This window comes from Paraburkholderia sp. HP33-1, from assembly GCF_021390595.1.
In the GTDB taxonomy this organism is placed as follows: Bacteria; Pseudomonadota; Gammaproteobacteria; order Burkholderiales; family Burkholderiaceae; genus Paraburkholderia.
On the sequence record NZ_JAJEJR010000003.1, the window covers coordinates 522,671 to 549,231 of the forward strand.

The following is a 26,561-nucleotide window of genomic DNA, read 5'->3' on the forward strand; positions in this document are numbered from 1 at the left end:
CATGCTCATGCAATCGACGTGTCCAAGCGAAATCGCAACTGGCGACGTGCTCAAGGAGCGCAACGGTGAGCACATCTATATTGTCCTGAAAACAGGGAGGAATTCCAGGTGGACCCATCTTATCGATATTGAACATCAGGCCAAGTCCGCATCCTGTCGAACGGCATCACCGTTCAAGACGAAGACTGATGATCTGCTGATGCGACTCTCGACCAATGTGGAGCCTGCGCTTGCTCTCGAAAAACTTGCAAAGCTGCCGGGCAATGTGTCAGATCGGAGACGTGTTTCACCTTTCGGTCTGTCTCGCCGGTCCAGAAAGTATCAGGAAATCGCGGATGATCCGACCAACTCTAAGGGGTGGAGACTTATTGAAGGGCTCTTGACCTTCGATCTGCTGCCCAACGCCGACGGAAAGTTACCAGAACCTTCGATCTACGGCGATGAATTTGAGTCGTTGCTTCATCGGGAAACCCGCAGGAAGCGGATCTTAAAATATTGCGCGTACTCGCGCATATCAGAGTCCACGGTTTACAGAACGTTCCGGCGTTTTTGCCAGCAAGGGATGACGCCCGCGGCGGCCTCTGATGATTATGACCGGTGCGGCGGAAAAGGCCAGCAGCGGAACTGGAAAAGTGCTCCTGGCAGGAAGCCAAAACGCAGGAAATTTAAGGGTTCAGCTCGCAACCAGGGGGTGCAGCGCCTGCTCCAACTGGCGGCTGACTATTACTTTTCGTTCGAATACTCGAAAGGGAAAAGGGCACAAAAAACCTTCAAGCAGGCCATAAGGTGGATTGAGGTAACGTTTTTGCGCGACCGGGTTGTCTACAACGAAAATGGAGAAATGATCGAGCTGAAACTCGGTCGCCGCATCGTCCTGACGGCCCGGCAACTTCAATACCATATCTATCGGAACTACAGCTACGAGCAGCGTCGTATCCACAAGGTTGGTCTCAAACAGTATCTGCTGCACGAACGGCCTTTGACCGGTCGAGTCAGAACGTCACGTGGGCCCGGTGAGCGCTTTCACATTGATGCGACTGTCGCTGATATCTACCTGGTCGGCCAGGTCTTGCGGACAAAGGTCATCGGCAGACCGGTGCTCTATCTTGTTATCGACGACTACACGGCGATGGTAGTCGGTTTCTATCTGACATTTGATCCGCCGTCCTGGGATGGAGCAATGATGGCGCTTGCGAACGCCGTCAGTCCGAAGGTCCCGTTCTGCAAGTCCATGGGCATCGTTATCGTAGAAGAACAGTGGAGTGCCTGTCGCCTGTGCGAAATCCTTTACGCGGATCAGGGCGAGGTAAGCAGTGTACATAAGGCGCATCCCCTGATCACGCATTTCCGGATTGAAATGCAGAACGCGCCGGCCTATCGTCCCGACCTGCGAGCCGTGATGGAGCGGCGATTCGGGATCCTACCGGCAATCTGGAACTCGCTTGTACCTGGGGTGGTAGAGAAAGGGTCGTTTGATCGTGGCGTTGAACACCCCGCATATCATGCGGCCCTTGACATCGAGGAATTCCGCCGGATAGTTTGCTACGCAATCCTAAGCTATAACCAACATCTCATCCGCGGTTACCCCACGCCTCCAGAAATGGTGGAGCGCGGGCTTGCCCCAACGCCACTCAATCTCTGGAAGTATGGCACTGAAATCAATGGTTGCGGAAGACATGTCGATGTCGACGAATTCAGGGCGAAAGCGATGCCTAAAGTGACAGTTCCAATAGATGGTTCTGGAATCCTTCACAACGGGGTGCACTATGCCTGTCCGACGCTTTCGCTCATTGAGCGTCAGGCGATGTTTCGTGGTCAGAAAGTCGAGTCCATGGTCGAAATCGGTTACGACTCCGCGAATAACAGCAGCATTCAGCTTTACGGCCTCGGCGAGCCCATATCGTGTCCGATGTCGGATCATGAAAGGGATGACCTGCGCGGGCTGACTTACCAGGAACAGGTGCTGTATACGGAGCTTGATGCGACCAACCGTGGCATGAGCGAGGAAGCTTGCGAGCCCGATCGCTCAACGACCGACTACAACATTGCAAAGATTGCCAGGGACGCGGTCGCCAAAACTTCAAGAGCGTTGGAAGATGCAGGTATGACGCGGCCGGACATCGGGGACATGGACGAAATGCGTCACATCGAGCAGTCCGCTGAATCGACGTTGCGGACAGGGGAGGGTCCGAAGAAAGCCAGAAGACCCCGGCGGCGCAACAAGCCTGGCACGTCGTTCAGGAAGCTCATCAGGAAGGTTCAACAGGGAATGAGCCGGGACGATGCGGTATCGCAGGAGACGTATGACGAAGAAGGAGACGCCTATGAACAGTCGATAAGTCAAGACAACGGTACCTTGGCCGAGGACGGTCGCATGACCGCAAAGCAACTTCGTGAGAAGCGTGCGAGGGAGTTGCTCGCCGCAATGGATGAATAGGAGCGCATCATGGCTATCAAAGAAGCCGTCGCCAAACTGGCGTCAGGCGGGAAATCCAATCAGGCTGAACCAGTGAGGCAGTGTATCGAAGCAGTGGAGGCACGGTACTACAGCGGCGACGATCTGCTCCCCGAGTATCGGAGCAATCCGCTGATCTCCGCGTTGGGGCCTGTCTGGGACCAGAAATCGATCTTGAAGGCGCTCGATGTGCCTGTTGCCTTTTCTGAAAGTGAGCGCACGAAGCCTGAAGAGTATCGCCTGCATGCGATCGGGCGACTGTCGCGCCTTGTCGTTGCCCTTCCCGCTCATCTTGACGTTGTCAGCACGATTCAGCTCATCGTTCGTCAGCATTACATTGGAAGCGAACTGCGAGACGATTACGCACAAGGCCTCAAGGACCGTTACAGGGCGAGCCAGGACGGGCAGCTTACTCCGGTCTACCCGCACCAGCGTTCACATGCATATTGTGCCGGTATCTTCGGGCTATCGGGAGGCGGAAAAAGCACAGCGCTGGAATCTGCGCTACGCCTGTTGCCCAAGGTGATCCTTCACAGGGAATACGGGCTCAGTCAGGTTGTTTGGATCAAGGTTGACTGTCCCAAGAGTGCCAGTCTCAAAGACACACTCAAGCTTCTCATATTGAAATTCGACGAGCTGCTCGGAACCGACTACACGAAGGAGGTTGGGTTGAGGGCCACGTTGGCCGACTACGCCAACAAGCTCCACCGTATCTGTCAACGGCATCAAACGGGCCTCATTGTTATTGACGAGATGCAGAACGCGTTGCAGGCGGTGGCAAGGAACGACCCGCTCTTTGACTTCTTTGTCAATCTTACTAACGTGGTTGGAATTCCGGTGGTCGTAAGCGGCACGCCAAAGGCGGCGCAGCTGTTCCGGAAGACATTGCGGTCCGCGCGTCGTATTAGCAGTCAGGGCGTTACTACTTGGAACGGGATGCGGAATGAGGACGACTGGAAGCGGTTCTGTAATCAACTGCAGAAGTACCAGTGGCTTGCGGACCCGATACCGCTGTCGGAGAGTTTGCGGAAGTACCTGTATTTCTTGACCCAAGGGCTGCCGGGGATTGCGATTCCCCTTTTTCAGCTGGCACAGTACGCGGCAATCGTTTCGGGAGCGGAGAGATTGTCTCGAAAAATTGTCAGGGATGTATTCGATGAAAAGATGGCTTCATTGAGGCCGATGATGAATGCGGTGCGCTCCGGGAATAAGGCAAGGATGGTCGAATACGATGACCTGTTGGGCGACACGCTGGACGACATCGTTGAGTCGATGGAGGCGGAGGCGAAGCGCCACGGCTACCATGAAGTGGCGATGGAACATGACAAAAACGAGTCAGCGATCAGTGCCGTATCCAGACTGTTGCTGCTGGGCGTACCGCAGGAGTTGGCGTCGTCGCTCGTTTCTACAGTCCAGAAGGAGTACCCGGCGGCATCATCGCAGGATCTGAGTAACGAGGCAGCGCGCCGTTACTTTCTAAAGAAAGAACCAGCAGAAACGCTAAGGAAGTCCACACCGAAATCCAGGGAGAAGATCATCTCATAACCTGTATGTCAGTGATGGAACCAGCTGTCACAAGCCCGAATACTCACTGCCTTATCGGTGCACCTATGGCCTCGAGGATGTGACAGCCGCACGAAGACGAATTGTGGCGACACGCTGAAAGGCAAATCGGTACAGATTCGAAGAATTCCCGGCAGGCGGAGCGCTGATGAGGGAAGTTGTCGAGACCCGACAGGAGCTTCGAGAGCGGGGTAACGTGGGTCAGCGTCCTGCGGGCGTGATGTCCCTGTATTGAATGGTGCTGGTAGGGAGAGATGCAATGGCTATAGCACTGTTTCCACCTAATGAAGGCGAGACTTTGGGAAGCTGCATTGGACGCTACGCGCAGTATATGGGTCTCAATTCTACTGTAGTTCTAAGGCGACTGCTTTTCGGCTATACCTGTTCGCCAGGCACCCGGCTTCCCAGCGCCATGTCTTATTTCGCTGAACAAACACGTGACTACTGGAATATGAGCGGGGAGGCGATAATCAGACGCCATACGGAGTTCCAATACGTAACTATGATGGCGCCAAACGCATTGAGAGATAGGCTGCTGCTGCATTTGCTGGATTCTCGCGATAGCAGGAGGACGATAATGAGATTTGGCGGCGGTTTGAAGCGTGAGGTCGTTAAGAAACTGCGATACTGCGAAGAATGTTTGAGTGAATGGCGCAGCAAAAATATAATGCCATTTTGGAAAATTGATCACCAGTTGCCGGGAGCTTATTACTGTCATCTGCATTCGTGCGTATTGAAAATGACAGGCCAGCAGTTTGCAAAAAATGTTTTGGATCCTACAGTATTGAGTTTGAGGCGCGATTCCGATGAGGCAGTGCTGAAGCGGGTATCATCGGTGGAAAGAGACGCGATCATGGACGTGACTATAAGGAGCGTGCGACAAAGGATCGACGGCGACTCGTGCCGACGGCCAAAAACATATCGTGAATTGTTGGTAAATGCGGGGTTTGCACGTCCGGACGGCACAATAAGTAGGACGGCGCTGATTAGAAACTGGTTAGGTTATTTCGGCCCGGAGTATTGTCACCTGACCGGCATGGATGAGCAGAAAATTGGCGGTTGGTCGCGGAATATTTCGCGATGTGCGAGTGCTCGCCAATTTCCTCAGCCATTTATATTTGTCGCGGCGCACTCATTTCTGGACCACTGCTGCAAATTTCCGGGTTCGTTTGTTCCGGCGCTTCATAGCGCTGGAACAAACCAGGAGGTGCACAGCCCCGAGGGGGAAGATACAATACGCCCCGATGTTGAACTACCAGAATGCAATGGTGTTCTGCATAGAATCGGCGATAGCTTACACTTTGCTGGCCGCCTAAGGAGATCAGGTGGATGGAAGGTTGTATGTTCCTGCGGTATGTCTTATCGAGCTAAAGACGAGTCGAAACGTGGTTCAATGTGCCTGAAGGCGTTCGCTTATGGACCACGATACAGGCGTCGATTTTGTGCCTTTATGGCGAAAGGTGACAACTACATAAGGGCAGGACGCAAGTTGAATATGCCTAAATCGACTGCCTTAGCGTGGGCGCGTGAGGAGGGATACGTCCGTCGTGTTGAGACGATGCCGCCGGCAGACACAAGGAAACTACGCGCAACGTGGCGCCGTACGGTGGAGAGTGCTCCGTTGGAGAGTCGCATAACCTCGGCTTGCCAAATCAATCCGGGCGTGTACAAAGCCTTGCATCGGAGGGACCGGGCGTGGCTGCTCTCGTTTAACCATGAGCATCGATCATGGCGTCCCGGTGCGTCTTATAACGCCGCAGGGAAAGAATCAACTTGCAACCGGGTTCGTGAGGCTATGGCTGCGGTCATGCAGATGGATCCTCCCGTTCGGGCAACGCGTGCCAAGATTTTCGAGACTGCAGGGTTGACACTTAGTGAGGCCAACTCGAGAAAGTCTACTTCGATTCTGTTACGGACATTGACAGAGCCGCGTCAGGACTATCTCGAAAGGGTTATTTTGTGGCTTGAGACGCTGGCCGCGAGCCGAAGGCTGGGCGATTGGGAAGACGCTGTTCACCTTGCCGGCCTGCACCGTAGAAGCTTTACGAAGGAGCAAATGAGTCGAATTCGTCGCTTTCTTTAACAGACATAGCTATTTCTTGATGCTGACGCCGAGAGGCGTCTCTTCTGAAGAACAGGATAACGAATGAGGGCGCCTGGCGACTCAATGCGAGGGCGACGGCAGGTCGCAAACCTGGAACGGCCATTTGCGCGGAGTCTCGGAGGGCAAGTTGTCGGCCAATGCCGACGGTCGCCGATCTGACGACGTGCGGCAGTTGCCCGTCGCTTCGCCGACATTTGCAAGCAGGTGCCGGCGAATGTCGCCGCCCGTTAAGGAAGGCCAGCCCGCGAGACAAGCCCGAATGCAGGTGCGTCCGGCAAATTTTCGCCACTGCAGGACTCTCCAAAAAAGGTTCAGCTGAATTGATGGATAACATCGGCGCGACGATGGATCGCGATCGATCATAATGCCAGCACGACCTCGAGTACCTGCTGATGCTCGAAATAGGCGTCGTGTGCGAGACCGAGAAGGGCTTCGAATTCCGAATATCCCAATTCAACGCCCACATTTGAACACTTCGGTTCTGCCTCGAAAGGTACCTTGCTGCATAGCGAGTCGGTCACCGCGTAGAAGTCGATCCAACAGTCGACCAGTTCGGAGGTCACGCAGCGCCGAATTTTCTGTTCATATTCGGGCTCGCGGCTGATCAGAAACTCCAACGGACTGCCTGCGGTGACGAAATCAATCGTCTGTAGCGGTTGCGGACGGTTTGTGTCCTCCACCATCCGGGCAATCGCATCGACTGCGACAGCACTGCCGAAGCTATGCGCTAGCAAAGTAATGCGTTGATAACTGCGCAACTGCGGAGTGATTTCCCAGAAGGCGTTGATGACACGTCGACGAACTCGATCACTGAGTCCATCGCGATTTTTGAGATAGCAAAACGTGGCATAGGACGCATCAATGTTCGACGTAACGAACCCTGTCGCGAGAAGAGTCGTGACGCCTACCCATAACCAACCCACCAGGCTTTGGATTTGCGATGGCAGCATCAAGGCGAAAAGTTGGGTGATTTGAAGAAATGCGAGCAATGTCAAGACGTACCAGCCGAGCAGGAACACTGCCCCAAAGCAGAACGCACGACGCAGTGACCTGGACGTTGGCGGTATCGCATTCCAATCTCGAAGCCTCAACCAATAGCGGACAAGCAGGTAGCCCAAAAACGGGATCAAGGATTTGTCGAGTTGTGGTCTTAGATCGTTCCAGAAGATTTCGACTATGTCGACGATCCTGTGCTGACCGTTTTTGAGCCGGATATCGAACCGTGTGCGGTTGTCACCGTCGGATTCAGCTCGATGAAACGATTCGACAGTTTCGCCGCGCTTCTCCAGGAAACCATCGATGCCATCGGAAAGGCGAGTTGCGTAGTGCTCACGCTCCTTTCTGGCCATGCCTGGGATCAATAAGATGAGTTCATGAACCGCTACCATTCAGCACCTCATGCGGTATCGAGTGGCAGTTGCCCGGGTGCTAGAGATCGAATCTGGAGCATGCCGACCCTTCTGCGGTCCGTGGCAGTGCGATAACCGTAGAAAGCGAGACACCATATGTCAGGAAACGGCGCGCCGGAATGCAACCGAATGCCAGCAGAAGCCAATGGCGGTGGAATTCATTCCGAATACCTAAAAGGATGCCACGAAAAGCCGGAGCGCGTCCGGCACCCAGAGTGCAATTCGAATGGCCGTTCACGGGACGCAGCCAGCGTCAAGACGTCCGACCGATGAAATGGGGGATTGTCGCTTCTTGTATGACTGTACTCATTCACAGAAACTGCCCAAAAATACCGTTGAAGATTTCAACGACAGATCTGCACAACGTTCATTGAACTGGTGCTCTCGGCCAAAATCGGTTTCTCGCCGTTTGTCCACGGAATGACCGAAATACCACGGCGGATTTAACCGGTGGATGCAACACACAAGAAGCTGCGTGAGCGGCGCGAGTGTTGCATCCACCGGTTGAATCCGCCCGCTGACTCCTACTGTCAGATTGCAATGCTTTCGGCCTGAAGCGCCGGACGCGAGTAGTGATGTCCATGTGTCGTGGCGGTTCCTCAGCATACGCACCCCTTCCCTGGGAAATTGACAAGATCCCTCCTGTGCCATCTACGTCAATCTTTCGTTCGAACCGGAACGCTGATGTCCTCAGACCGGTTTCGGTGCATACCCTCGCCTAATAGTGACACCAGATCTGATTGCTTTAGGGATGAGCGCCGATGCAACCCATCCCGGCATGCGACATGATGGTCTCCGCCAACGTCCTAGAAAAAGGCGGCTAGATGGCATTGTTGACGCCCCCTTGTTCCGCACTTCATTTCGGACTACCGGCCGTCACCGCAAAAACCGTTGTCGCTCGCAACGACTTCACGTTTCGAAGCTCGTGCTCCATCCGCTCGCCGGACCGCCAAGATAAGCAACTCCGTCGACCTTCAGGCTGCGTGCGTCGAGCAACGAGAGGATGCCGCCCGTATCGACAACAAAGCTCGACGTCAATTCGACCGACAACGGCTGCCCCGGCTCGATGGTCGTATTCGGAAGATCAAGCGAGGTGTCCGCCGTCGTGACGGACCAGCCGGAAAGATCCAGCGGCCTCCTCGACATATTGGCGATTACGAGCAGTCCGCTGCCGTCGGCGAGCCGATTGAGCGAAGTAAGCTCAGCAACCGGCGCTGGCGCGGGCAAAAGGTTGCCCAATTCGCCACCAGAGAAGTCATATCGCGGCGCCTCGAAGCCCGTTGTGCCATCTACCGGTTGGCCATGCGCGTCGGTCTGCCACGCCTGAGTCTGGAAAGCGAGAAAGATAGCAGTGACACGGTCCGTGGTCGTGCTAAGCAGGAAGATTGCGCCATCATGCCATGCGCCATTCTCATGGAGGTGTGCGTCGATTTCTGGAGGGTCGCCCTGCGCCATGTGTGTGTTGTCGATGCCGTACTCGGGAGTCTCACCGAAGACCGCATCTGTCTGCCCCCTTGACGTGCGAAACTGACTGCCGATGATGACGATGTCATCGTTCTGTTCCCGGGCGAGACCAAGCAGCGCCTCTAGACGGTGAATCAAGTCATCTCCGCCGGCACTTTGGCTCGGCAAAACACGCATCCTGCGAGGATCAAACAGGTTCCCTTTGATGTAGTCGAGAGCGCCTTCCGCGCAACTACGCTCCAGTCTATCTAGCCCCGGACGAAGCTCCTTAAGGTCGGCAACAATCGGGTGACGAAAATCTTCATCGACTAGAAAGTAGAGGTATGTCTCGGCAACGGGCGAACCCGGGGCGTCCTTCGACGATTGCACGTTGACCGTCGCGAAGAATGAATCCGAACCCCCGTCAACGAGCATCCAGAGATGAGGATTACCCGACGGCGCTGGCTTGAACCGATCAATCTTCCCTTTCAGGTGACTGTAGTTGATTTGTCCCATTGTCGGACTCCTTCCCATTCAGATCATCGCATTTGATGAGGTAAAAGTGTCGGACTGATCGCTGGCGAGCAGCATTTGTGGCACTTGGGTTAAGCTCCACTCTGCGCCTGCCCGGCTGAGGACCCAAACCATGTCAAATCGGTCGTCGGGCCAGTCTGGTACCGTCTCGCCTCGTGCAACCAGCATTCGCGCCATCTCCGGAATTCTCTTGTGCTCCCAGGCAATGAGCACCGTGCCGCCTGCGCCAGTGGCCTTCTCGACCAGCTTCTGCAGTTGATCCTTGCCGATAGAACAGTCAAACGGAATCGCGGTACCGAGGTGTGCCGCTAGAGGGGTGATCGTCTGCTGTGGACGCTTGCTGTCATCGTCTGTCGCCGGATCAGCGTAAGCGGCAAGCAGGTACTTCGGACGCGCGAGCGGTGAACGCGGCTCACCGTTGCTCCCTGGCGCCATAAACTGGACCAGTGCGCCGGCGCGCTGCCAACCCTGTGGTGTCAGTGATTTGCTGTCCGGTCGTCCATTGGCATCGACCCCAGCAGCCTGGTGATCCGGCTTCTCCGCGTGGCGGATAACCATGATTGTCGTCGTAGTCATTTGTCTCCCCTGCGTTGCGATGGTTCGTCTGTAGCGACGACCACGGACTAAGAAGCGGTAAAAGACGAGTTATTCAAGGCCTCGGGTCGAAATTCCCCAAAAGCGCACTTCATTTGCTTCACTCCCGCTGGCAAAGAACTTGTTTTGCCACGCATCTGTTGGGTCAAGACCAGTCCACTCGTGTGCAGACGTCAGATGCGCCGGACCGCCTACCGGCGATCCATTGCCTTTGGCGTTCTTGCGTGCGCTAGGCGGCGCCATATTGTGTCGCCACCAGAAGTGATTGAACGTGGAAATAACGTTGATCGCGTAGGCGAGTGCCAGTTCCCTATCGTTCTCAATGATGATGAGGTTGTCGTCATTGATCACGGCCGCCTTTGGCCCATCGTTATGCGAACCTGTCATGACAACCGGGTGATCACCCAGCGGATCAATCACGATCACCTTGCTGTGCACCACAACGATACCCACTCGACTGAGAGCGTCCAGGATTGGTTTCCCCGATGCCCGCTGGGCGGCAGGCACCACGATGTCATAGTTCGAGGGCACAGCCTCGGTACCATGGAGAAAGCCAATGGCTGTCGGGTCGTCACCACGGCTATGGATCGTAGGGTCGGAATTCACCACACCTCGGATGTAAAGTGACGAATCGGCGTCCGCCTGTTCGCGGATATCCTGAAGAAGGCTACCTTGCCAGCCAGGATCCAACATGAGTGTCAGAATGCCCTGACGGGCACCGCGAATAAGTGAGGCTGCGTATTTGAGGTCAGGAGAATCGGCGCCTTGCGACTTTGGAAGATGATGTGGACTGAAAAATAGTGACGTCGAGACACCGTTGCCATTGAAGTGGTATTGCTCTTTTGCTGGCGGCAGTGGAGGCGGCGGCGTCTCGTTGCCCGCCGCCTTCAAACGATTCCATTCGTCGTAATAGGCTTGGGCGATGTCGGGGACATTGACCAAAAGCCCATTGTTGACCTGGGTGTAAAGGCCGTGGGGCGTTAAGTTTGTACTGCCCGTGAAGACCTTAACAGGCCTGTCTTTCTTCACGAAGACTGCGAACTTGTTGTGCGCGTATGTGCCGGCCGGCTTGAGCATCCGACGGTAGATATCCACTTGCGCGTCCAGCGCCTGCGCAGCTTCGGCATTCTCGTCACGCCCGCCCGTATGCGTTCCGTTTGCCAGTATGAGATGGCACCGCTTCTTCAACTTCAGCAGCCGATCAATCACGTCGCCGTCTGAAAGCTCAAAGAGCGCAAGATAGACGTGCATATCCGCATCGGCGAACGCGTCGTCGAGCAGCGACTTAACCTGTTTTGCCAACGCGCCGCCTAACTCATCGCCTATGGTCGGTGTCGCAGAGCCGTTCTTGACCATCGGCTTGCGGAGCACCTCCTCCAACGCTTCGTTCGCTGAGCCCGCATCGGCGTCGCTCTTATCATGCGATGGCGCGAGGGCCTTTTGAAGTTTGTCGAATTCAGCCGGATAGTCTTTGGCCATTTCCGCGAACCATCGAGCCGCGACGATGCCGACATTGAAGAATGGGGTGAAGGTATCTGATTTAGGTGTAACGGTCGAGACCCAATCCGATGCGATGTCGGTAGCCGCCGGGGCTTTCGGTGAGCCCCCTATCGCCACGACCAAGTATTCAACCGTACCGTTAGCAGGCGGATTGAAATCCGTCCAGGTGAAACGCTGGTACGGCCACAACGTCGACGGCTGCCCATCTGGGTTCGGTGTTACAGGTCTTCCGGTGGAAAAGCCGACATACGCTTCAAGCGGGGTCGCTGCACCGCCATTCACGCGGCGGGAAACCGAGTACCCCAAGCATCCGTTGATTTTTGTCGGATGCCACCATGCAAGAAATACGCTATCCGATCCGCGAAATGCGCGGACCTCTATGGTCTCCGTCACTTGGCGTCCCCTTGTGCGATTCGCAAACGTTTGTCGGGCAACATCGCAGGATTGAGAACTTCGCTTTGCGTGGTTGCGCATCAAGACCGGACTCTTTCATGCGATTGCGTGTTAACGCCAGATCGTTATAGACGTTGTTCGATCCACCTTCAACCTCGAATTGGCGACCTTCCGGTTTGCCTCGCGATGCCTGTCGGTGCCCCCAAGCCACGCCTCCGGCTGCGAAGTCGACGACGGCACCAGGCACTTGCGCGTTAACGACTTGCCAGGCAAAGAAGTTGGGAGTTCAGTGTCGCTAAGGTCATCGCGAGCCATTGTTCACTAGCCAGTAGTGATTTCTGAACCGGAGTGGCTCTGTTCCCAATGAGAATCGATATGCCGAAAATAGTGGTGAGCCATAGCTTGTATGCTTTGGGTCCACTTTTGTCTACATTGGGGTCGATCGGAAGCGGACGATTGCGTGCGGGATCGCGATGCACCCACACTCCACGGCGCGTAGTGGCGGAGCCCCACTTTGATGGGTGTCGCGCCAGACTCCTGCTCGATGCCCTATTTTCCGCTGAAAGTCAGCCTAGCTAGAGGGGGAAGGTCGACTTGACGGTAAAGGGGAACTTCACCTTCATGAAGTCGGCGTAGGCATCACCAACCTTCTTACCGAGCTGCTCGGTCAGTGAGCGGACAACAATGTCGAATGACTCATCGACGAGCGTCCATAGATCGGCCCAGTCCGTTGGCATCGGCGCGTCGGGTGGTTGCATTGCTGGCACGAGGCGGTGCAGCGACCACGCCACTTCGTTGTAGCGATTCATCAACAGCGCAAAATCGCGTTCCTCGAAGGTGGGCAGCACTGGCGATGCCCCCTTTCCCTTCATGTAGTCCGCGGCGTGCGTCAGCGATAGGCGACTGCCATGAACTTCGAAATCGTAGAGCGCATCGATCATCGCCAGCGCGCCGGTGACGTCTGTTCCTAGATCGCTGCCGCTCCTCGTCATCAACTTGCCCACGTCAAACTCATTATTCTTCCGAGCCTTCTCGACGGCCACTAGATCAATGGGCTTGTCCGTGTTGATCGGATCGATTCCTTCGATCTTGTGGAAGTCGGTGATCTTCTGGAGTGCAGCGAACGTTAGGACACAGTCGTCGAAGACTTTGCGGAGGGTAGTGAAGGCGGGGAGCGGATGGCCAACCAAGTTGCTACAGCAAATCTGTGTCCAGATAAATCCGGGCCGCGACATCAATAGTCCAAACTCCAGAAGCGCTGCGGCATTTATAAGTCCATCCGCTTCCCAGATAAATACTCATAGAGCCGTTCGATCTTGTCGACGCTTGGCATTTCCGTCGCGCCATAGTGGCTCTTGTAACGCATAAGCCACGGATAGCTTAGTTCACAATCTTCGGCGATGCGAACGATTGGAATACGTGTGCTCATTAGGAGTGCGCGCGCGACGGTGGCCAACCGGCTGGTTGGGTTTTTGCATGGAATTTTATGACGCGCACGTATCGTCGCGTTAGTCATCGAATCTATTCCCATAACGTATCGTGTTGTAGCCGCTCGGCGGTCCAACGCAGTCGTAATAACTGATGAACTCGGCTTCAGAACAGCTGGCTTCAGAGGCGATGGAAGACGTTGGTTGAGTTCGTAGAGTGTGATTGAATAACACCATCACGAACCGTCACACCTGCACGGTATTGATTCGCTTGCGCGCCGCCCCAGACGCCTGGGCCAATGGCGGCGGCTAGCAGGAGCCGTCGCGCACTCATGGTTAGCCGTCGCTCAAGATCGCGCTATGCCGCGATAGCGTCTAGTTCAGAATATTTCTCCTTTGCACCTTGCGATGCATAGAATTCGCAAACTTCCTTTATCTTTTCGGACCAACCAAATATTTCATTGACATTCGCAAGCGGGAAACGTGTCTCTTTTTTATTTCCATCGAAAACTCCAATGTATTTGTGAGATCGATTAAAGTAAAGTCGACAGATTGGTTTGCGATTGTTATCATCGGACAAAATGGCCGAATAGCTTTGAGCGTTGCGTTGCGCGAGTCGATTAATGTCCATTACAGACCAAGCGATAGCCCGTATAATATTGTACGCGTCCAATTCTTCTGGGGAAACCGGGCGGCGTTCGTCCTCAGGTTCACCTTCGTTCAAATTGGTATTTTCATCCGCAGACCTATCTTCCGCGCCTGCCGATTTTTCGCTTCGATTAATTGCAGATTTCAATCTCTCGTTCACCTGGTCATTCAAGAATTGGCCGGCGGCCTTCTGCGTCAGATCCATGAATTGATCCCTGATTTTCTGCGTGACGCTTCCCTCATAAATTTGCGATGCGATAAATTTCACGAACGCCTCATCTGGATTCGCAAACTGAGCCTGAAGAAATTTCTTTATCTGGCTCAGATATTTTAGTTCTCCAGCCGCATTAATGACAGACTCGACATTGAAATCTGATTTCGTCAGCTTGGAAAGTTCGGGGATGTTGTACTCGTCAATATCAAGAAGATCCAACTCCAAAAATGGCTTCTCGTCCATTTTATTCGGAGCGTCCAGATCCGTAAAAAAACGATAACACTGTCCATTTGTGAGAATGGCGATTCGCGCACTCGTTGTAGAAAAATATCGATATAATTGAGAGGCGTGAGTAACAGCGAGGTCCTCTCCATATTTTTTGCATTCAATCAAAATCCGAATCTCGCCACCGTTTTTGATCGCGTAATCGACTTTTTCTCCCTTCTTTATCCCTACATCTGCAGTGAATTCTGGAATAACCTCATTTGGATCAAATACATCATATCCGAGGATTTGATTGATAAATGGCATAACGAATGCGTTCTTCGTGGCTTCCTCTGTTTGTATAGACGAGCCCTGTTGTTTTATTTTGGCAGCAAGATTTTGAAGTTTTTCAAAAAAGATCATTTTCGACACCTTTTCCCAAGTTGGAATCATTCGCTGCAGCAGCGGCTGCCGGCTCAAAACTAAAAACGATTTTTCGTGAGCGTTTGACATTTGCATACGAGCTCGTGAATCGAGTCCTATCAGGAGTCCATGAGACGCCTCAAACGCATCAAGTTGACATGCTGACTATACGCAATATTGTAAGAATTTTGTATGCTTCAATGTGTCGCCAATGGCCGCTTAACTCCTAATCCTCCGGTTGCAGCACCTACACTTGGGGCGAAACTGCCTGTCTCGTTGCAGTCGAGTCAGAATGCAGAGGTGGTTCGTGCGGGCACGTCAATCTAACGTCCGCTTTCGGAAAACTCGACCATCGCTTCTGGGTCGGGGGTGTCAGTTCGCTGATTTAGGAAGCCGCCTTCCGGCTGCTCGACGCGGCCACCGTCAGCAATCTGCGCGTTGCTAACGTAGTACTCAGCGCACGCCAACGGCCGCAATGGCCTAGACACGCCCATTAGTCGTCCAGCAGCGAATGGCCCCACAACCGCCCAACGAGTACGAAGTGGAGACGAATACCGGCGTCGCCTCCACGCGCCGACGCCCGGAAAACAAAAGGCCCGCACCGCGCGGTCCGGAATCCCTGTGGAGACAGGGAGGAGACGAATCTAGAATGAACCCTGGTTCGCTCCCTTACACGACCCCAGTGGGCACGCCGTGCCCCAGACGCGGCCGGCAGTCCCGCGGCCGGATCAGGTGGCGACGACACGCGAGGAGCGGGCGTGCCGCGTGGCGCGATTCTCAACCCGACCAGACGCCCTCGGCAAACAGCGGCCATAGAAGTACGGTGGCATAAAACTGGCCGTGACGATCATTCATTGCGAAAAAGAGGGATCAGCGAGAAAAAGCTCCCCTCCACAATATTGAGAAGCTCGCGCAACGGCGTTAAGCGTGAAAATCGCAGATCTTTTCTGAGAGCCTTGTGCGTGGAATCAGATCGATTCCGGCGAAGCCGTAGTGCATTATAATTGTGTGAATCTCCAGTAAAGGCGCCCAAACAATGTCTAAATATGGTTCAGATCCTTACGCAACAATTGGGCTGACAGAGAACCCTTTCGTAGTGCAGGCTCTCCGTGCCGACGAGCAGGGAAGGCGTTTGCTTGTCGGAAGGGATGACGAGATCATGGAAGTTGCTCGTCGCCTGCACAAAAAAGGGAAAATCACGTGTTTGGACGGACATGTGGGCGTTGGAAAGACCAGCTTGGTAAACGTCGCAGCGTTTGAATGTTTCCGCGATTACTTTGCTGGTGAGACCTCGCAGTTGCTGATACCGTCTGTGGTGTCGTTTCAGTTGAAACCGCGAGGCGATGTAGATGAATTCTGCTACGAGGTTTTTCGTGGTGTGGCGCAAACGCTGCTTTCTCATCAGGAATACCTCAAAGATCGTGATCCCGAAAAGTCTCAACTACCACACATCCACGCTTGGCTGAACGCTCCGCTCATCGAACAACTAAGTGCTGCCTCGAGGATTGACCCAAACGGTGGTGTTGCGACCATGGGGCTCGCGTCGGATGCGAACAGCGTATCGGCTTCGAGACAGATCAACCAATCTGCAGGATTTGAGCGAAGTGGATTTGAGGTCGCCGTAAGAAATACGTTAGACCGCATATTTACTGCTGGCAATGAAGGCGGCGTCGTTTGCGTCATCGACAATATCGAACTGCTTGAGAGCGGTGACGCTGCAAGAAAGACGCTTGAGGCTCTGAGAGATAAGTTGTTCAATGTCAACGGGCTGAGATGGGTATTTTGTGGCGCCAACGGCGTGATTCACAGCTTGGCCGCATCACCGAGATTAACTGCATTCCTTAGCTCGCCAATAATAAATGTCGAAAACGTTAAATCGGCGTCGATTATTCCTCTGATCCGCGCGCGCCTCGCTGAATTTTCGACCGACCCGCACAAGGTTGAGGAGGAATTGCCGATCGATCTCGAGGATTTGGAGTCTTTATATCGAATCGTCAATACTAATCTTCGGGATCTTTTAGGACTCGCTGACGATTTTTGTGAATCATGTGCTCGCTCGGGTAAGCCGATTCGAATTCGTAGCAAAAAGCACGACAAATACATCGAATGGCTGGCGAAAGAAACGAGCGATCGCTACGACGCGCTCTCCAGCCGAATCTCGCAAAATGCGTGGGCGGTACTCGATATCGCGATGAGTAAGATTTTTCGCGGGACTTTCGGAACAGCTGATTACACCTCATTTAATCAAAACAGCACGATTAAAATTGAAAGAAGCACTTTTTTAAAATGGCTAAGAGAACTGCTAAAACTCGAATTAATCTCCAAAGACCTTAACGAGGACCTGTCCGACAGTGACGCCGATGGACTGAGCCGCGACGTATTTTCCGTTACGGCAAAAGGTGCTCTAGTCTATTATGCTCGCAGGAAACGTCGTGAGAACTATTCGGTTGCACCGGATCAGGACTGGATGCAGAGAGTGCACTACTAGGGTCCATTTGTTTGAAGCTTCCTGCATGGGAATCCGATTGGTTCAAAAACAATAGAATGGATCATGCATAAATCTGTCTTATCGCAGTTCGTCGGTGAGGGCGTTTGCGCTGATATCGTCGCCAATCCGCATTGGCGTATCAGCCGAGCCACTGCAGTACGCTGTATCCGTTCAAAAGCGAGGTCCTTTATCAGGATCGTCCATTTCCAACTAGCCTCTAGTCATGGTTACACTCCGCGCCATTGTCTTTGCACTTGCAGCATTCGCTCTTCCTTCCGCTTTTGCAACGGGGGGAGCTACGAGGAGTACAGCAGGACCGATGGCCAAGCAAGCAGTCGAGTCAGAGCAAGGATTTCGGGGCGCGTCCTCAGCTTCCGCGCCTGCAACTGTCTCAGCCCCAGCATCTCAGTTGAGTGCTAGCGCCTCTTCAATAAGTTCGTCGGCAAATGCGACGGCACCGGCCGAAATTAAACCTGCCTCCAGTGAGGGTGCAAAGCCAGGGTACGAGAAGCCTCATGGTGATGCGGAGGCCGAGCGGATGGAAGGCTTTACCTTATTTGGCCTTTATATCAAGGTCAGCGACGCCGCACTGGTATTCTTCACAGCGCTACTGGCGCTGTTCACATTTCGTTTGTGGAAGTCTACTCATCTACTTTGGCAAGAGGCGAGAACTGCTGGCGAAACCGCGGAGAAATCTGCTAACGCCGCGCTAGCGAGCGCCGATGCGGCAACGACCACTGTCAACGCGATGATTGCTGAAAGGCAGCCGCGATGGCTTGTCAGCGATATGCAGATCACACTTGAGCCAATTAAAACAACGAATCCCCAATGGAATGCCGTCGCACGCGTTACTCTCACGAACATCGGCAAGTCTGACGCAAGCGTAACAGGTGCAGCCATTGCTGTCGGGTTCGGTCAGTTGCCATCGACGCCAGATTATTCGACAGCACGTAAGATCGAGTCCTCAAGTTTTAGCAATGTTGTGAGGCCTAGCGCTGCTTGGACGATCGCGCTCCCCATTGGATCTTCAATGGGACTGACGGAAACGCAAGTCGCGGACGTGAATAATGGCACTCCCATGTGGATCTATGGATATCTGGAATATTTTGACTATCTAGATCGAACTTGGGTCAAGGGATTCGTCGGCGCCGTTTCATCGAGCGTTGACTGGTACCCTTGGGACAACGGACAGATTGGGCGTAAAGGAGGTGGCAAATTCGAACCACCGTCCCACGATGCCGGCGTGACTGCTTATACGTACATGCGGATACAGCTTTCCCGGGAATGAGGCTGTGCCGTGTCTGGACCACGTCAAATCAAGGCGATGTTCCCGTTGGATGGTCGCTAGTCCACGAAATAGGTCGATGACGCACTGCCTTGACGTTCTCGCGTGGGACCGCTCACAGACGCTCGCGGTTGCTAGTCGCGATCGTCTTTATCGAATGACCTGTGTGCAGGAGTGAGGGCATTCCAGCGTCGGCACAGGAACGTCTACTTGGGCCGACGGAAGTCGTTCGTCGTTGGCCTCTCCGAACGACTGGTTTGCAGCAGTGAACTGGCATATCAGCGTAAATTCACGAACGTCGGCTCAGGCCGAATTCTGCGCGTAGGCTACCAGTCACGTCTTGGATGAGAATCAGCCATTCGGCTGGTGGGGGGGCGGATTAGATTGCGGGCCGGCTCAAGCACTCATACGCCGGCAACGGGGACTATCAGGTGTCACACGCGACAAAATATACCGGAGCCTTTATACACAAGCCCGCGGTGCACCGAAGAAGGAATTGCTGGAAAATTGCGACGGACTTGGGCGATGCACCGTTCGCGCCATCACGCCATGAAGTAGAGGCTATCGCCATCGATACGCAACGTGGAGTCGCGCCGCGCTGGTATGCGATCCGGATGCTCACTTTCGCAGTACCGCGCCTCTCATCCGCTCCGTGCGCGGACTTTGAGTCCTACTCGGAATTTTCGGGAGGACATTGAACCCAACCCATTCCGACACCCAATCATATGCCCATTCAATGACCGCTACGCACTTACTTCGGGCCCATTCCAAGTAACAGTCGATCACTGTAGCTCTTCTCTTACATCGTCTGCTGTCAATATTCCACTCTTACAAAACAGGCGTTGCATTCCGTCGGGCCCCAAACTTAGCTGGTTCGGGTCGCGAAGCTTTGCGTCAATCATGGCAACAATTGCTTCGGCATTTACCAAGCGGACTTCACTGATATCGGTCTCCATCTTTAAACCGCGGATGAGATCATCGAAATCATCCTGGAAGAAACTTGATATCAAGACATAGTAGAGATTACGTAAATGTCGATGCCGCTTTAACTGTCTGCTTTGTGTGGTGATGTACTCGCGGATGGAGCGATCGTCCGTCCCCATTGTGTATCCGTTTTGCCGCGCTTTCGCGTCCCATAGAATCGCGTACGAGTGATCTGCAGAGACTGCCAAACCATCCTGAATTCGCCCCTGTCCCTGTCCCAGAAGCTGCGTGTCATAGCCAAGGACAGTGAAGGCCGCATGAACGCTTTTTTCGAGAGCGCGGGCGATGCTGGTGCCAGAGTCTGCGGCTGCTCGTTCAAGCAATGGATCGTTCAAGGCAAGCCGAGGGATTATGCTAATAATCGGCGGGACGTAGCTGTCCGGCAGTTGTAATGAAAGGGTTCTGTCGTCTTCCACAACTGGCGTTGCGCTGTGCTTTTGTTCGATACCGTCGCCGGTCGCTATGGTGGTTGCCGGCGTGTCGCCGGGCTTCTTCGCATACCACCACACATGTTCAACATCGTAAAAGGTGAACGGTGTCCCAGTCTGGAGCTGGAAAAGATCGCGAAATTCAACGTGCAGTTCAACGTAGTCAACGTACGCATCCCCCAAGTCATCGGACGGTCGATAGAGATTGAGGTCGGAAAGCACTTGAACGCTATTTGTATAGTAGATCGGCCACCTGTCGGGGGCTAAAATCTGCCAGAAATAGCTCAAAAAGAACGGAATGCTCGAGACCTTGGGGCGACCGTGCTTGCTACCGCCATTGGTGACGAAGTCGTCTCCGATTCGTCGCACGTAGCTCGCAAAGTTTCGTATGCGACTTTTTGCTACGGTTTCGTCGGTTGGCACCGGAAGGGCTGACTTTAATTCAGCCGTGAGTTCGGCCTCGTCGACACATGTGTTATAGAGCAGATTGAAGAACATCTGTCCCTTTATACCCTTGAAGCCCCAGAATATATTCCGCTTGTTGGTACGGTCGATTTCCGTCTTAAAACTGGCGAGCGGCATAGAGCCGTCTAAGAATTTCTCGAGTACTGGTAGCAATAATGCTGCGATGATTTCTTTCCGGTTTTCATCCAACTCCAGACACTCCGCAACAGGTGTCTTGCCGGTCTGAGGATTTGGGGCGCCAGAAAGATAATTCTCAAGCTCCCTAATGGCGCGCGCTTTCTGCTTGTCGTCGAGCGTTATCATGGTCTGCCATCCGTTACGGAGGTCACTCCTTCGATAAAATACCACCTGTCATCTCGTGAATGGATGGCGGGAGGTGTGCATTTCCCGGAATGCATAATTGGCGAATGACCGTCACAGGGCCGAGTCGGGGTGAGCGAACGACAATGTTGGCTGATGACACTTTGTGCCCGATAGCAGCCGGCATGACCTAATTATCCGCCGGACGTCACGCGCAGCGCTCGGGCCGCTACGCGGCCGAGCGAGCCTTGCCGACGATTGCGCGCGCGATGCGCAATACGTCCGCATCCGAACCGCGCCCGCGCAGGCTATTGATGCCTAAATAGACTATGCGCAGATTGGCGTCGCTGTAGTCGCCGTCCTGATCGATGCGGTCGAGGCTCGGGCATGCGGGACCGAAGCGGTCAGCGTCGTCGACATAAAAGGGCAGTCCGCTGATCGCGCAACGGTAGTCCTGTGCAGCGAGCTTCGTCATCAACTCGGTAACCGTGACTGTGACGGCGACGGCGCGCTTGCCTTCGGCAGCACGCTTTGCTTGACGCGCACGCGCCAGACCGATCGCACCGCGCATACTGACGCGAAGGTGGCGGATGTACGTCGCGCGTTCGTTCACCGGTGCGGCTACCGCGCGGCGAGTTGCCCACGCCTTGCTTGCGGCTGCAGACCGGCCAATCTGAATCGCGGCTGCGCGGCGGGTTTCCCATGCCTTGCGTGCCGCTGCGGACCGGTCAACTCTCGCGGGTTTCACGTCGGCGATGGTTTGCATGGCAGCCACCCCAATCGTAAGCATTGTGTAATTATCGGGCCGGGCGAACGATTGTAGAAGGTGGTGCAATGCCGCACGGCGAACTGAGGAGTCTCACGCGTGGCAGCGCGATCGCACTACGCTCAGGCCGACGGACTAGCCTGGCCGCGTCATTCCGCTGCGCGAGGCGTCCTTGCGCTTACGACTGCAGCGCCGCGTGACCATGTCTCATATGGGCGAGACAACTGACCTTCGCCAATGCTGCCGTGAGTGACTCAAACGGATCGTGAAGATTCTTCGACGGCTGCGAGAGCTGACATTCGTGGCTGAGCAAGTTTGAATCGCTGAAGATCGACCTGAAGCTGCCATCCGAACGGCGACACCTGAACGTCAGCAACACGCCCTGAGCCATTCGGTCAACGGCTTCGCAAGACGAGCGCCCGTCAGGAACCGCAACCGCTCAATCGCTGTCGAATGCCAGACGTGAGGGCAAGGTTCGTCCAAAACGAATTATTCGGACCCGACTACCAAGACCTTTCGTTATTGCAGATGGACCATTCGGTTCGCTCGATCCACCCCCCAACTTCTGGAATTGCCATTCGCTGCGACGCCCGAACTTGATGTTCGATTCCTATTTGGTTGCGGTGCAACATATATTTAATGTGCTCCCCTTTTTAATTTGGTCTGCGGACCATTGAGCTGCGGGTCTCACGCAGACATTGTGTTTCCGAAAATCGATTGGATTTGCGGCGACAACCGGTTGCATCAGACTTTGTGATATTTGGTAGCGCGTCGTGCGACGGTGGAATGGGCTTCAGCGGGAATTTTTGTCGCAGACTTTGATGTGCGCAGATAGCTTACCGTGCGTGACCCCGATGCAGCGTGAACGTTTCCGTGCGCGAACCATAGAGCTTCGTGACTTCCGCGTCGCCCATCAACCGGAACGATTGCCACGAAGCACCAGGGTCACCACTTTTCGTCGTCAAGCAGCCGGTCGAAAAGCCTGTCGCGCAAGGTGTCGGGCATGGCGGACAGCCCGAGCAGCGAGTTGAAGGCGATGCCGCTGGCCGCGAAGTAACGCAGCAACGAGAGCTCGAGATCCTTCGCCTCCGCCTGCATCTGCTCCATCTTTGCTGCGTCCTCGGTCTTGAGATCATCGAGCAGGGCAGGGCTTTCGACCATAGCCGCAAGCACCGCGCGGGCGACGGAATGCGGCTGGTTGATGGACTCCCTGAAGATGGCAATCTGCGCGGAAAGAACGGGCTCGACCCGCGCCGCGCCGCCAGCCGCCAGGTGCTCGCGCGCGATCTGCTCGAATTGCTCCCGGTGACGCTCCAGGAGTGCCCGCAACACCCCGTGCTTGTTGCGAAACTGGTGAAGCAGCCCGCCTTTGCTGATACCGCTCTCGCGCGAAAGCGAGTCGAACGTCAGTCCGCCGATTCCCTCGCGGGTCAGAATCGATAGCGCGGCGTCAATCGCCTTCTTGCGGGAAATCTCCGAACGTGTCTGGTTATCCATTGTCGATGGGCTGAGCAGCGCTTCCCCGGCACGCGCGCATGGTCATCCACGCGCGCCCAGGTGCTGCGGGCAGGTCCCCGCAGGGCGGTTCGGCAACCCGTGGAACTGCCCGGGAGCGCCAAGCTTGATTCCGAAAGGCCCGATTGTACGTCAGCATACCAATACAAACAAACCGGATAGACGGTTTACACTCATCCAACTCGATGCTACGCTTCGTTCACGTTGCCGCTCCGCTCCACCCATCGTGGCGACGTTTGACCCTAATTGAAAAGGAAAGTCCTGTGCACACGAACCAGGTCGGTTTCAAGCTATCCATTTGCGTGGCAGTCCTAATGTTGTCTGCGTGCGCTGGCGTACAGCCTGTCGCCTATACCAGCCTCGCTTCGTCTTCCCAGCTGAAGGAGAACCGGGATAACGATGCTGCTCAAACACCATTCAGGTATGCAGCGCCTGTGATCTGGTCCCGCTATTCGCAGGTCATAGTCGATCCGATCGTGGTGTATCGCGGTAGCGACAACCAGTTCGGCGACTTGTCGGATGAAGACAAGGCAGTGCTTGCCGACTACATGAAGAAGACGTTCTCTGAAAAGCTGTCGAAGCGTTTCGATCCGGCAACCCAGCCGTCTCCCGCAGCGCTGTGCGTAAAGCTCACCTTGACCGGCGCCGAGAAAACGACTGCCGTGGTCGGCCAGGTCATGCACTTCGATCTAGCCGGAAATCTCTATAACGGCGTTCAGGCGGTCCGGGGAGGCAAGGGCGCGTTCAGCGGCTCCGTGTCGTATGCCGTGGAGGTCTATGACAGTTCGACGGGGCGCCTCCTTCGCGCCTATGTGACGAAGCAATACCCGAATGCGATGAACCTGCCGGCGGCATTCGGTTCTCTGAGTGCGGCCAGGACTGGCATCGATAAAGGCGCCGATGCACTCGTCGCGCAGTTACGCTGACCGTGAAGTTGCTCGCGTGCGAGGGGAGTCGGTGTGTTTTCTTGCGTCGATCGGTTGCCGTGAAATGCGTTTGATGACGGACTCTGAATGTGTCGATCATGCACGATCTCGTTGAACTCGCTATGTCGATTTCCCCGCCGCTGATGGTGTCGATCGTTTTCGCCCTTGCCTATTTGCTGGTCGGTATTCCTTTTCACATGACTCATGGTCTCGGTGCGAGAGACGGTTTCGGGACGATGGCAGGCGTGCTGGCTGCCCTGGTCTATATCGCGTTCGCGGTCGGCTACCGGTCCGAGCTTCATCACGTTTCTCGTTGAATTGTCTGCGTACCTTGAAGCACCCAGCAAAGAAAATCGAACGAGAGCGACGACACCGCACACGCACACCATGCGCCGAATCCGTGACGGAGGAAGGCGCACCGCGCCTCGTTGCGGCCCGCCCGGTCGGGCTGTCGCCTTTGCATGCCGATGTGCCAGGAGCATATGGGATGTCTTCGTGGGGAAGTTGTGAACGACCGGCAGCGCTGGCTCTCAACAATCTGGACCGTTTTACTTGTTGCGATCCTGATTAGCGGTCTGATGCTCGCCTATGCGCTGGCACAACGCGATCCTCGCGTAACGGTGAGCTTTCTGTCTGGTGCCGGTCTTGTCGCCGGAGAAACGCCCGTCCGTTATCGCGGCGTGAAAATAGGCCGGCTCGAACATCTACGTCTGTCCGACGACGGTCAACGGGTCTACGCCGAGTTGCGGCTCGATGCCGCCGGTCAACGCATCGCGACCTGCGGTACGAAGTTCTGGGTCGTACGTCCGCGCATTGACGTGAAGAACATCTCGGGGCTCATGACCGCCGTCTCCGGAACCTGGATCGATGTCGATATCGATAGTCACTCGATTCGAGCCTGCCATGTGTTTGCCGGCTTCGACTCGCCGCCGGCGACTACCAGCGACGAGGAGGGCGCGCGTTTTGTACTTGGCGCGACTTCACTCGGTTCCTTGAACGCTGGATCCCCCGTTTACTATCGCGGCGCGCAGGTCGGGCAGGTTTTCGGCTATTCGCTGGGGCGCACCGGAGGTATCGTGCGCATCGACGTTTTCATACGCAAGCCTTTTGATCGGCTGGTCACCTCCGGCACTCGATGGTGGCACGCGAGTGGTGTCGAGCTCAAGCTCGATTCCAGCGGCACAAGGCTGGACATCCCGCCGGCCGCGGCGCTGCTCGCAGGCGGGGTGGCATTTGACACACCGCGTGGGAGCGTCAGTGCAGCGTCCGACGCGAACGTCCCGAACGTGGCGGGCTTTCATCTTGCGGATAACCGCACTGACGCCATGCGCGCGAACGAGGCGCCCCCTGCCGTGGTGCGCATGCGCTTCGCGCAATCGGTGCGTGGATTGTCGGTGGGCGCGCCTGTCGAATTCCGCGGTGTCGGGCTGGGTACAGTCACGGCGGTCGACATTGACCTCAATCCCGAGCGAGGTCGTTTTGACATGCTGGTGACGCTGAGCCTTTATCCCTCCCGGCTCGGGCGGAACTATCGCGACTCGCTCGGAGATGGCGCGGGAATGGCGGGCAGGGCGCTGCTGCGCCAGCTCGTCGTCCAGGGATTGCGCGGTCAGGTGCGCACGGGAAGTCTTTTGACCGGTCAGAAATACATCGCGCTCGACGTGTTCCCGCATGCACCCGTGGCCTACGTCGATACGAATCGCACGCCGGTCGAGCTGCCGACGGTGCCCAATTCACTGGATGAGCTTCAGGATCAGCTGTCGAACATCGTCCGTGGACTCGACCGAATGCCGCTTCAAGAGATCGGGGGCAATCTTGATGCCATGCTGCGGCGGTCTAATGCCCTCTTTGAGCGGCTCGATACGGAACTCGTGCCGGGTGCGCATTCGACGCTTGGTTCCGCCCAGCTAGCGTTTCGCTCGGCGAGCGCGATTCTCGAACAGAGCTCGCCATTGCAGGGCGACGTTCACCAGGCGCTGACCGAGTTGCGACGCACGCTGGCCGGTTTGAACACACTCTCCGATTATCTCGAACGGCACCCCGAGGCGTTGCTCTGGGGGAAGGCTGCCGACCCATGAATCCACTGGGTGAAATGTGTGGCTGGGTGCCGCAAACCGGATGATTGCCGCCTGGCGTACCCCTGATCCGGGAGGGTCGGGTTTACTGTAATTGAAAGAGTGCACCTTTATGACGCATGATCCGTCGTACGTTGTATGATGAATTATGTCGTTGCCCGACAACGTGGCCCGCGAGATAGCGGAGCTGGTTGTTGGCGAGCTGGTCGGGGCGGCCGGCTCGCAACCAAAATAACTCTTGAGACGCAGTCCCTTGCTGGACGACGCATTCCTATTGCCCTGCGGTCTTGATGGACCCGCCCGGGGCTGGATCGGCTTGTCGACACAAGGAGAACGATACGTCGCTTAGGCTGTCGCGCGTCGAGTGGAAGCTCCGGATTTTTTGGTTGTAACTTATACGATGTCTTATAACAAACGT

At 55.2% G+C, this 26,561-nt stretch carries 17 protein-coding genes and 1 pseudogene; 9 read left to right on the forward strand and 9 right to left on the reverse strand.

Annotated elements, in window-relative coordinates; genetic code table 11:
- The first annotated feature begins 1 nt into the window (after position 1).
- From L0U81_RS29440 to L0U81_RS29450, 3 genes are all read left to right on the forward strand, one after another.
- Positions 2 to 2,437 carry an integrase gene (locus L0U81_RS29440; protein ID WP_233808984.1) on the forward strand — a complete coding sequence of 812 codons (2,436 nt, stop codon included), beginning with the start codon at positions 2 to 4 and terminating at the stop codon, positions 2,435 to 2,437.
- 9 nt (positions 2,438 to 2,446) lie between these two features.
- Complete coding sequence (locus L0U81_RS29445) at positions 2,447 to 4,000, forward strand: ATP-binding protein (RefSeq protein WP_233808986.1); 1,554 nt, start codon at positions 2,447 to 2,449, stop codon at positions 3,998 to 4,000.
- Positions 4,001 to 4,277: 277 nt separating this feature from the next.
- Positions 4,278 to 6,101, forward strand: a complete 1,824-nt coding sequence (locus tag L0U81_RS29450; RefSeq protein WP_233808988.1) for a TnsD family transposase — start codon at positions 4,278 to 4,280, stop codon at positions 6,099 to 6,101.
- A 380-nt stretch (positions 6,102 to 6,481) separates the two neighbouring features.
- Here the strand turns inward: L0U81_RS29450 and L0U81_RS29455 are convergent, their stop codons facing one another.
- The 6 genes from L0U81_RS29455 to L0U81_RS29480 all read right to left on the reverse strand — a co-directional run bounded on the left by L0U81_RS29455 (position 6,482) and on the right by L0U81_RS29480 (position 15,007).
- Positions 6,482 to 7,510 carry a hypothetical protein gene (locus L0U81_RS29455; protein ID WP_233808990.1) on the reverse strand — a complete coding sequence of 343 codons (1,029 nt, stop codon included), beginning with the start codon at positions 7,508 to 7,510 and terminating at the stop codon, positions 6,482 to 6,484.
- Between the two features lie 930 nt (positions 7,511 to 8,440).
- Positions 8,441 to 9,490, reverse strand: coding sequence for a DUF2278 family protein (locus L0U81_RS29460; protein WP_233808992.1), 1,050 nt, complete (start codon positions 9,488 to 9,490; stop codon positions 8,441 to 8,443).
- Between the two features lie 18 nt (positions 9,491 to 9,508).
- Positions 9,509 to 10,084 (reverse strand): histidine phosphatase family protein, encoded by a 576-nt coding sequence (locus tag L0U81_RS29465; protein WP_233808994.1) that lies wholly within the window; start codon positions 10,082 to 10,084, stop codon positions 9,509 to 9,511.
- Between the two features lie 69 nt (positions 10,085 to 10,153).
- Positions 10,154 to 11,995, reverse strand: a complete 1,842-nt coding sequence (locus L0U81_RS29470; protein WP_233808997.1) for a phospholipase D-like domain-containing protein — start codon at positions 11,993 to 11,995, stop codon at positions 10,154 to 10,156.
- Between the two features lie 575 nt (positions 11,996 to 12,570).
- Positions 12,571 to 13,230, reverse strand: a complete 660-nt coding sequence (locus tag L0U81_RS29475) for a hypothetical protein (protein ID WP_233808999.1) — start codon at positions 13,228 to 13,230, stop codon at positions 12,571 to 12,573.
- Between the two features lie 550 nt (positions 13,231 to 13,780).
- Positions 13,781 to 15,007: a type I restriction endonuclease gene (locus L0U81_RS29480; RefSeq protein ID WP_233809006.1), complete on the reverse strand. Its 1,227-nt coding sequence runs from the start codon at positions 15,005 to 15,007 to the stop codon at positions 13,781 to 13,783.
- A gap of 940 nt (positions 15,008 to 15,947) precedes the next feature.
- On the opposite strand from L0U81_RS29480, the gene L0U81_RS29485 reads away from it, so the two are divergent.
- The 3 genes and pseudogenes from L0U81_RS29485 to L0U81_RS33880 all read left to right on the forward strand — a co-directional run.
- Positions 15,948 to 17,399, forward strand: a complete 1,452-nt coding sequence (locus L0U81_RS29485) for a hypothetical protein (RefSeq protein ID WP_233809008.1) — start codon at positions 15,948 to 15,950, stop codon at positions 17,397 to 17,399.
- A gap of 319 nt (positions 17,400 to 17,718) precedes the next feature.
- Complete coding sequence (locus L0U81_RS29490; RefSeq protein ID WP_233809010.1) at positions 17,719 to 18,687, forward strand: hypothetical protein; 969 nt, start codon at positions 17,719 to 17,721, stop codon at positions 18,685 to 18,687.
- A 380-nt stretch (positions 18,688 to 19,067) separates the two neighbouring features.
- Positions 19,068 to 19,239, forward strand: a pseudogene (locus L0U81_RS33880) (IS30 family transposase); the annotation flags it as partial.
- 227 nt (positions 19,240 to 19,466) lie between these two features.
- Here L0U81_RS33880 and L0U81_RS29495 read toward each other — a convergent pair.
- From L0U81_RS29495 to L0U81_RS29505, 3 genes are all read right to left on the reverse strand, one after another.
- Positions 19,467 to 20,864, reverse strand: coding sequence for a hypothetical protein (locus L0U81_RS29495; RefSeq protein ID WP_233809012.1), 1,398 nt, complete (start codon positions 20,862 to 20,864; stop codon positions 19,467 to 19,469).
- A gap of 226 nt (positions 20,865 to 21,090) precedes the next feature.
- Positions 21,091 to 21,627, reverse strand: coding sequence for a hypothetical protein (locus L0U81_RS29500; RefSeq protein ID WP_233809014.1), 537 nt, complete (start codon positions 21,625 to 21,627; stop codon positions 21,091 to 21,093).
- Positions 21,628 to 22,572: 945 nt separating this feature from the next.
- Complete coding sequence (locus tag L0U81_RS29505) at positions 22,573 to 23,124, reverse strand: TetR/AcrR family transcriptional regulator (RefSeq protein ID WP_233809016.1); 552 nt, start codon at positions 23,122 to 23,124, stop codon at positions 22,573 to 22,575.
- Between the two features lie 332 nt (positions 23,125 to 23,456).
- Here L0U81_RS29505 and L0U81_RS29510 point away from each other — a divergent pair, with 332 nt between their 5' ends.
- From L0U81_RS29510 to L0U81_RS29520, 3 genes are all read left to right on the forward strand, one after another.
- On the forward strand, positions 23,457 to 24,068 hold the full coding sequence (locus L0U81_RS29510) for a DUF3313 domain-containing protein (RefSeq protein ID WP_233810041.1): 612 nt from the start codon (positions 23,457 to 23,459) through the stop codon (positions 24,066 to 24,068).
- Positions 24,069 to 24,166: 98 nt separating this feature from the next.
- Positions 24,167 to 24,385: a hypothetical protein gene (locus tag L0U81_RS29515; protein WP_233810043.1), complete on the forward strand. Its 219-nt coding sequence runs from the start codon at positions 24,167 to 24,169 to the stop codon at positions 24,383 to 24,385.
- Between the two features lie 189 nt (positions 24,386 to 24,574).
- Positions 24,575 to 26,146, forward strand: coding sequence for a PqiB family protein (locus L0U81_RS29520; RefSeq protein ID WP_233809032.1), 1,572 nt, complete (start codon positions 24,575 to 24,577; stop codon positions 26,144 to 26,146).
- The last annotated feature ends 415 nt before the right edge of the window (positions 26,147 to 26,561 follow it).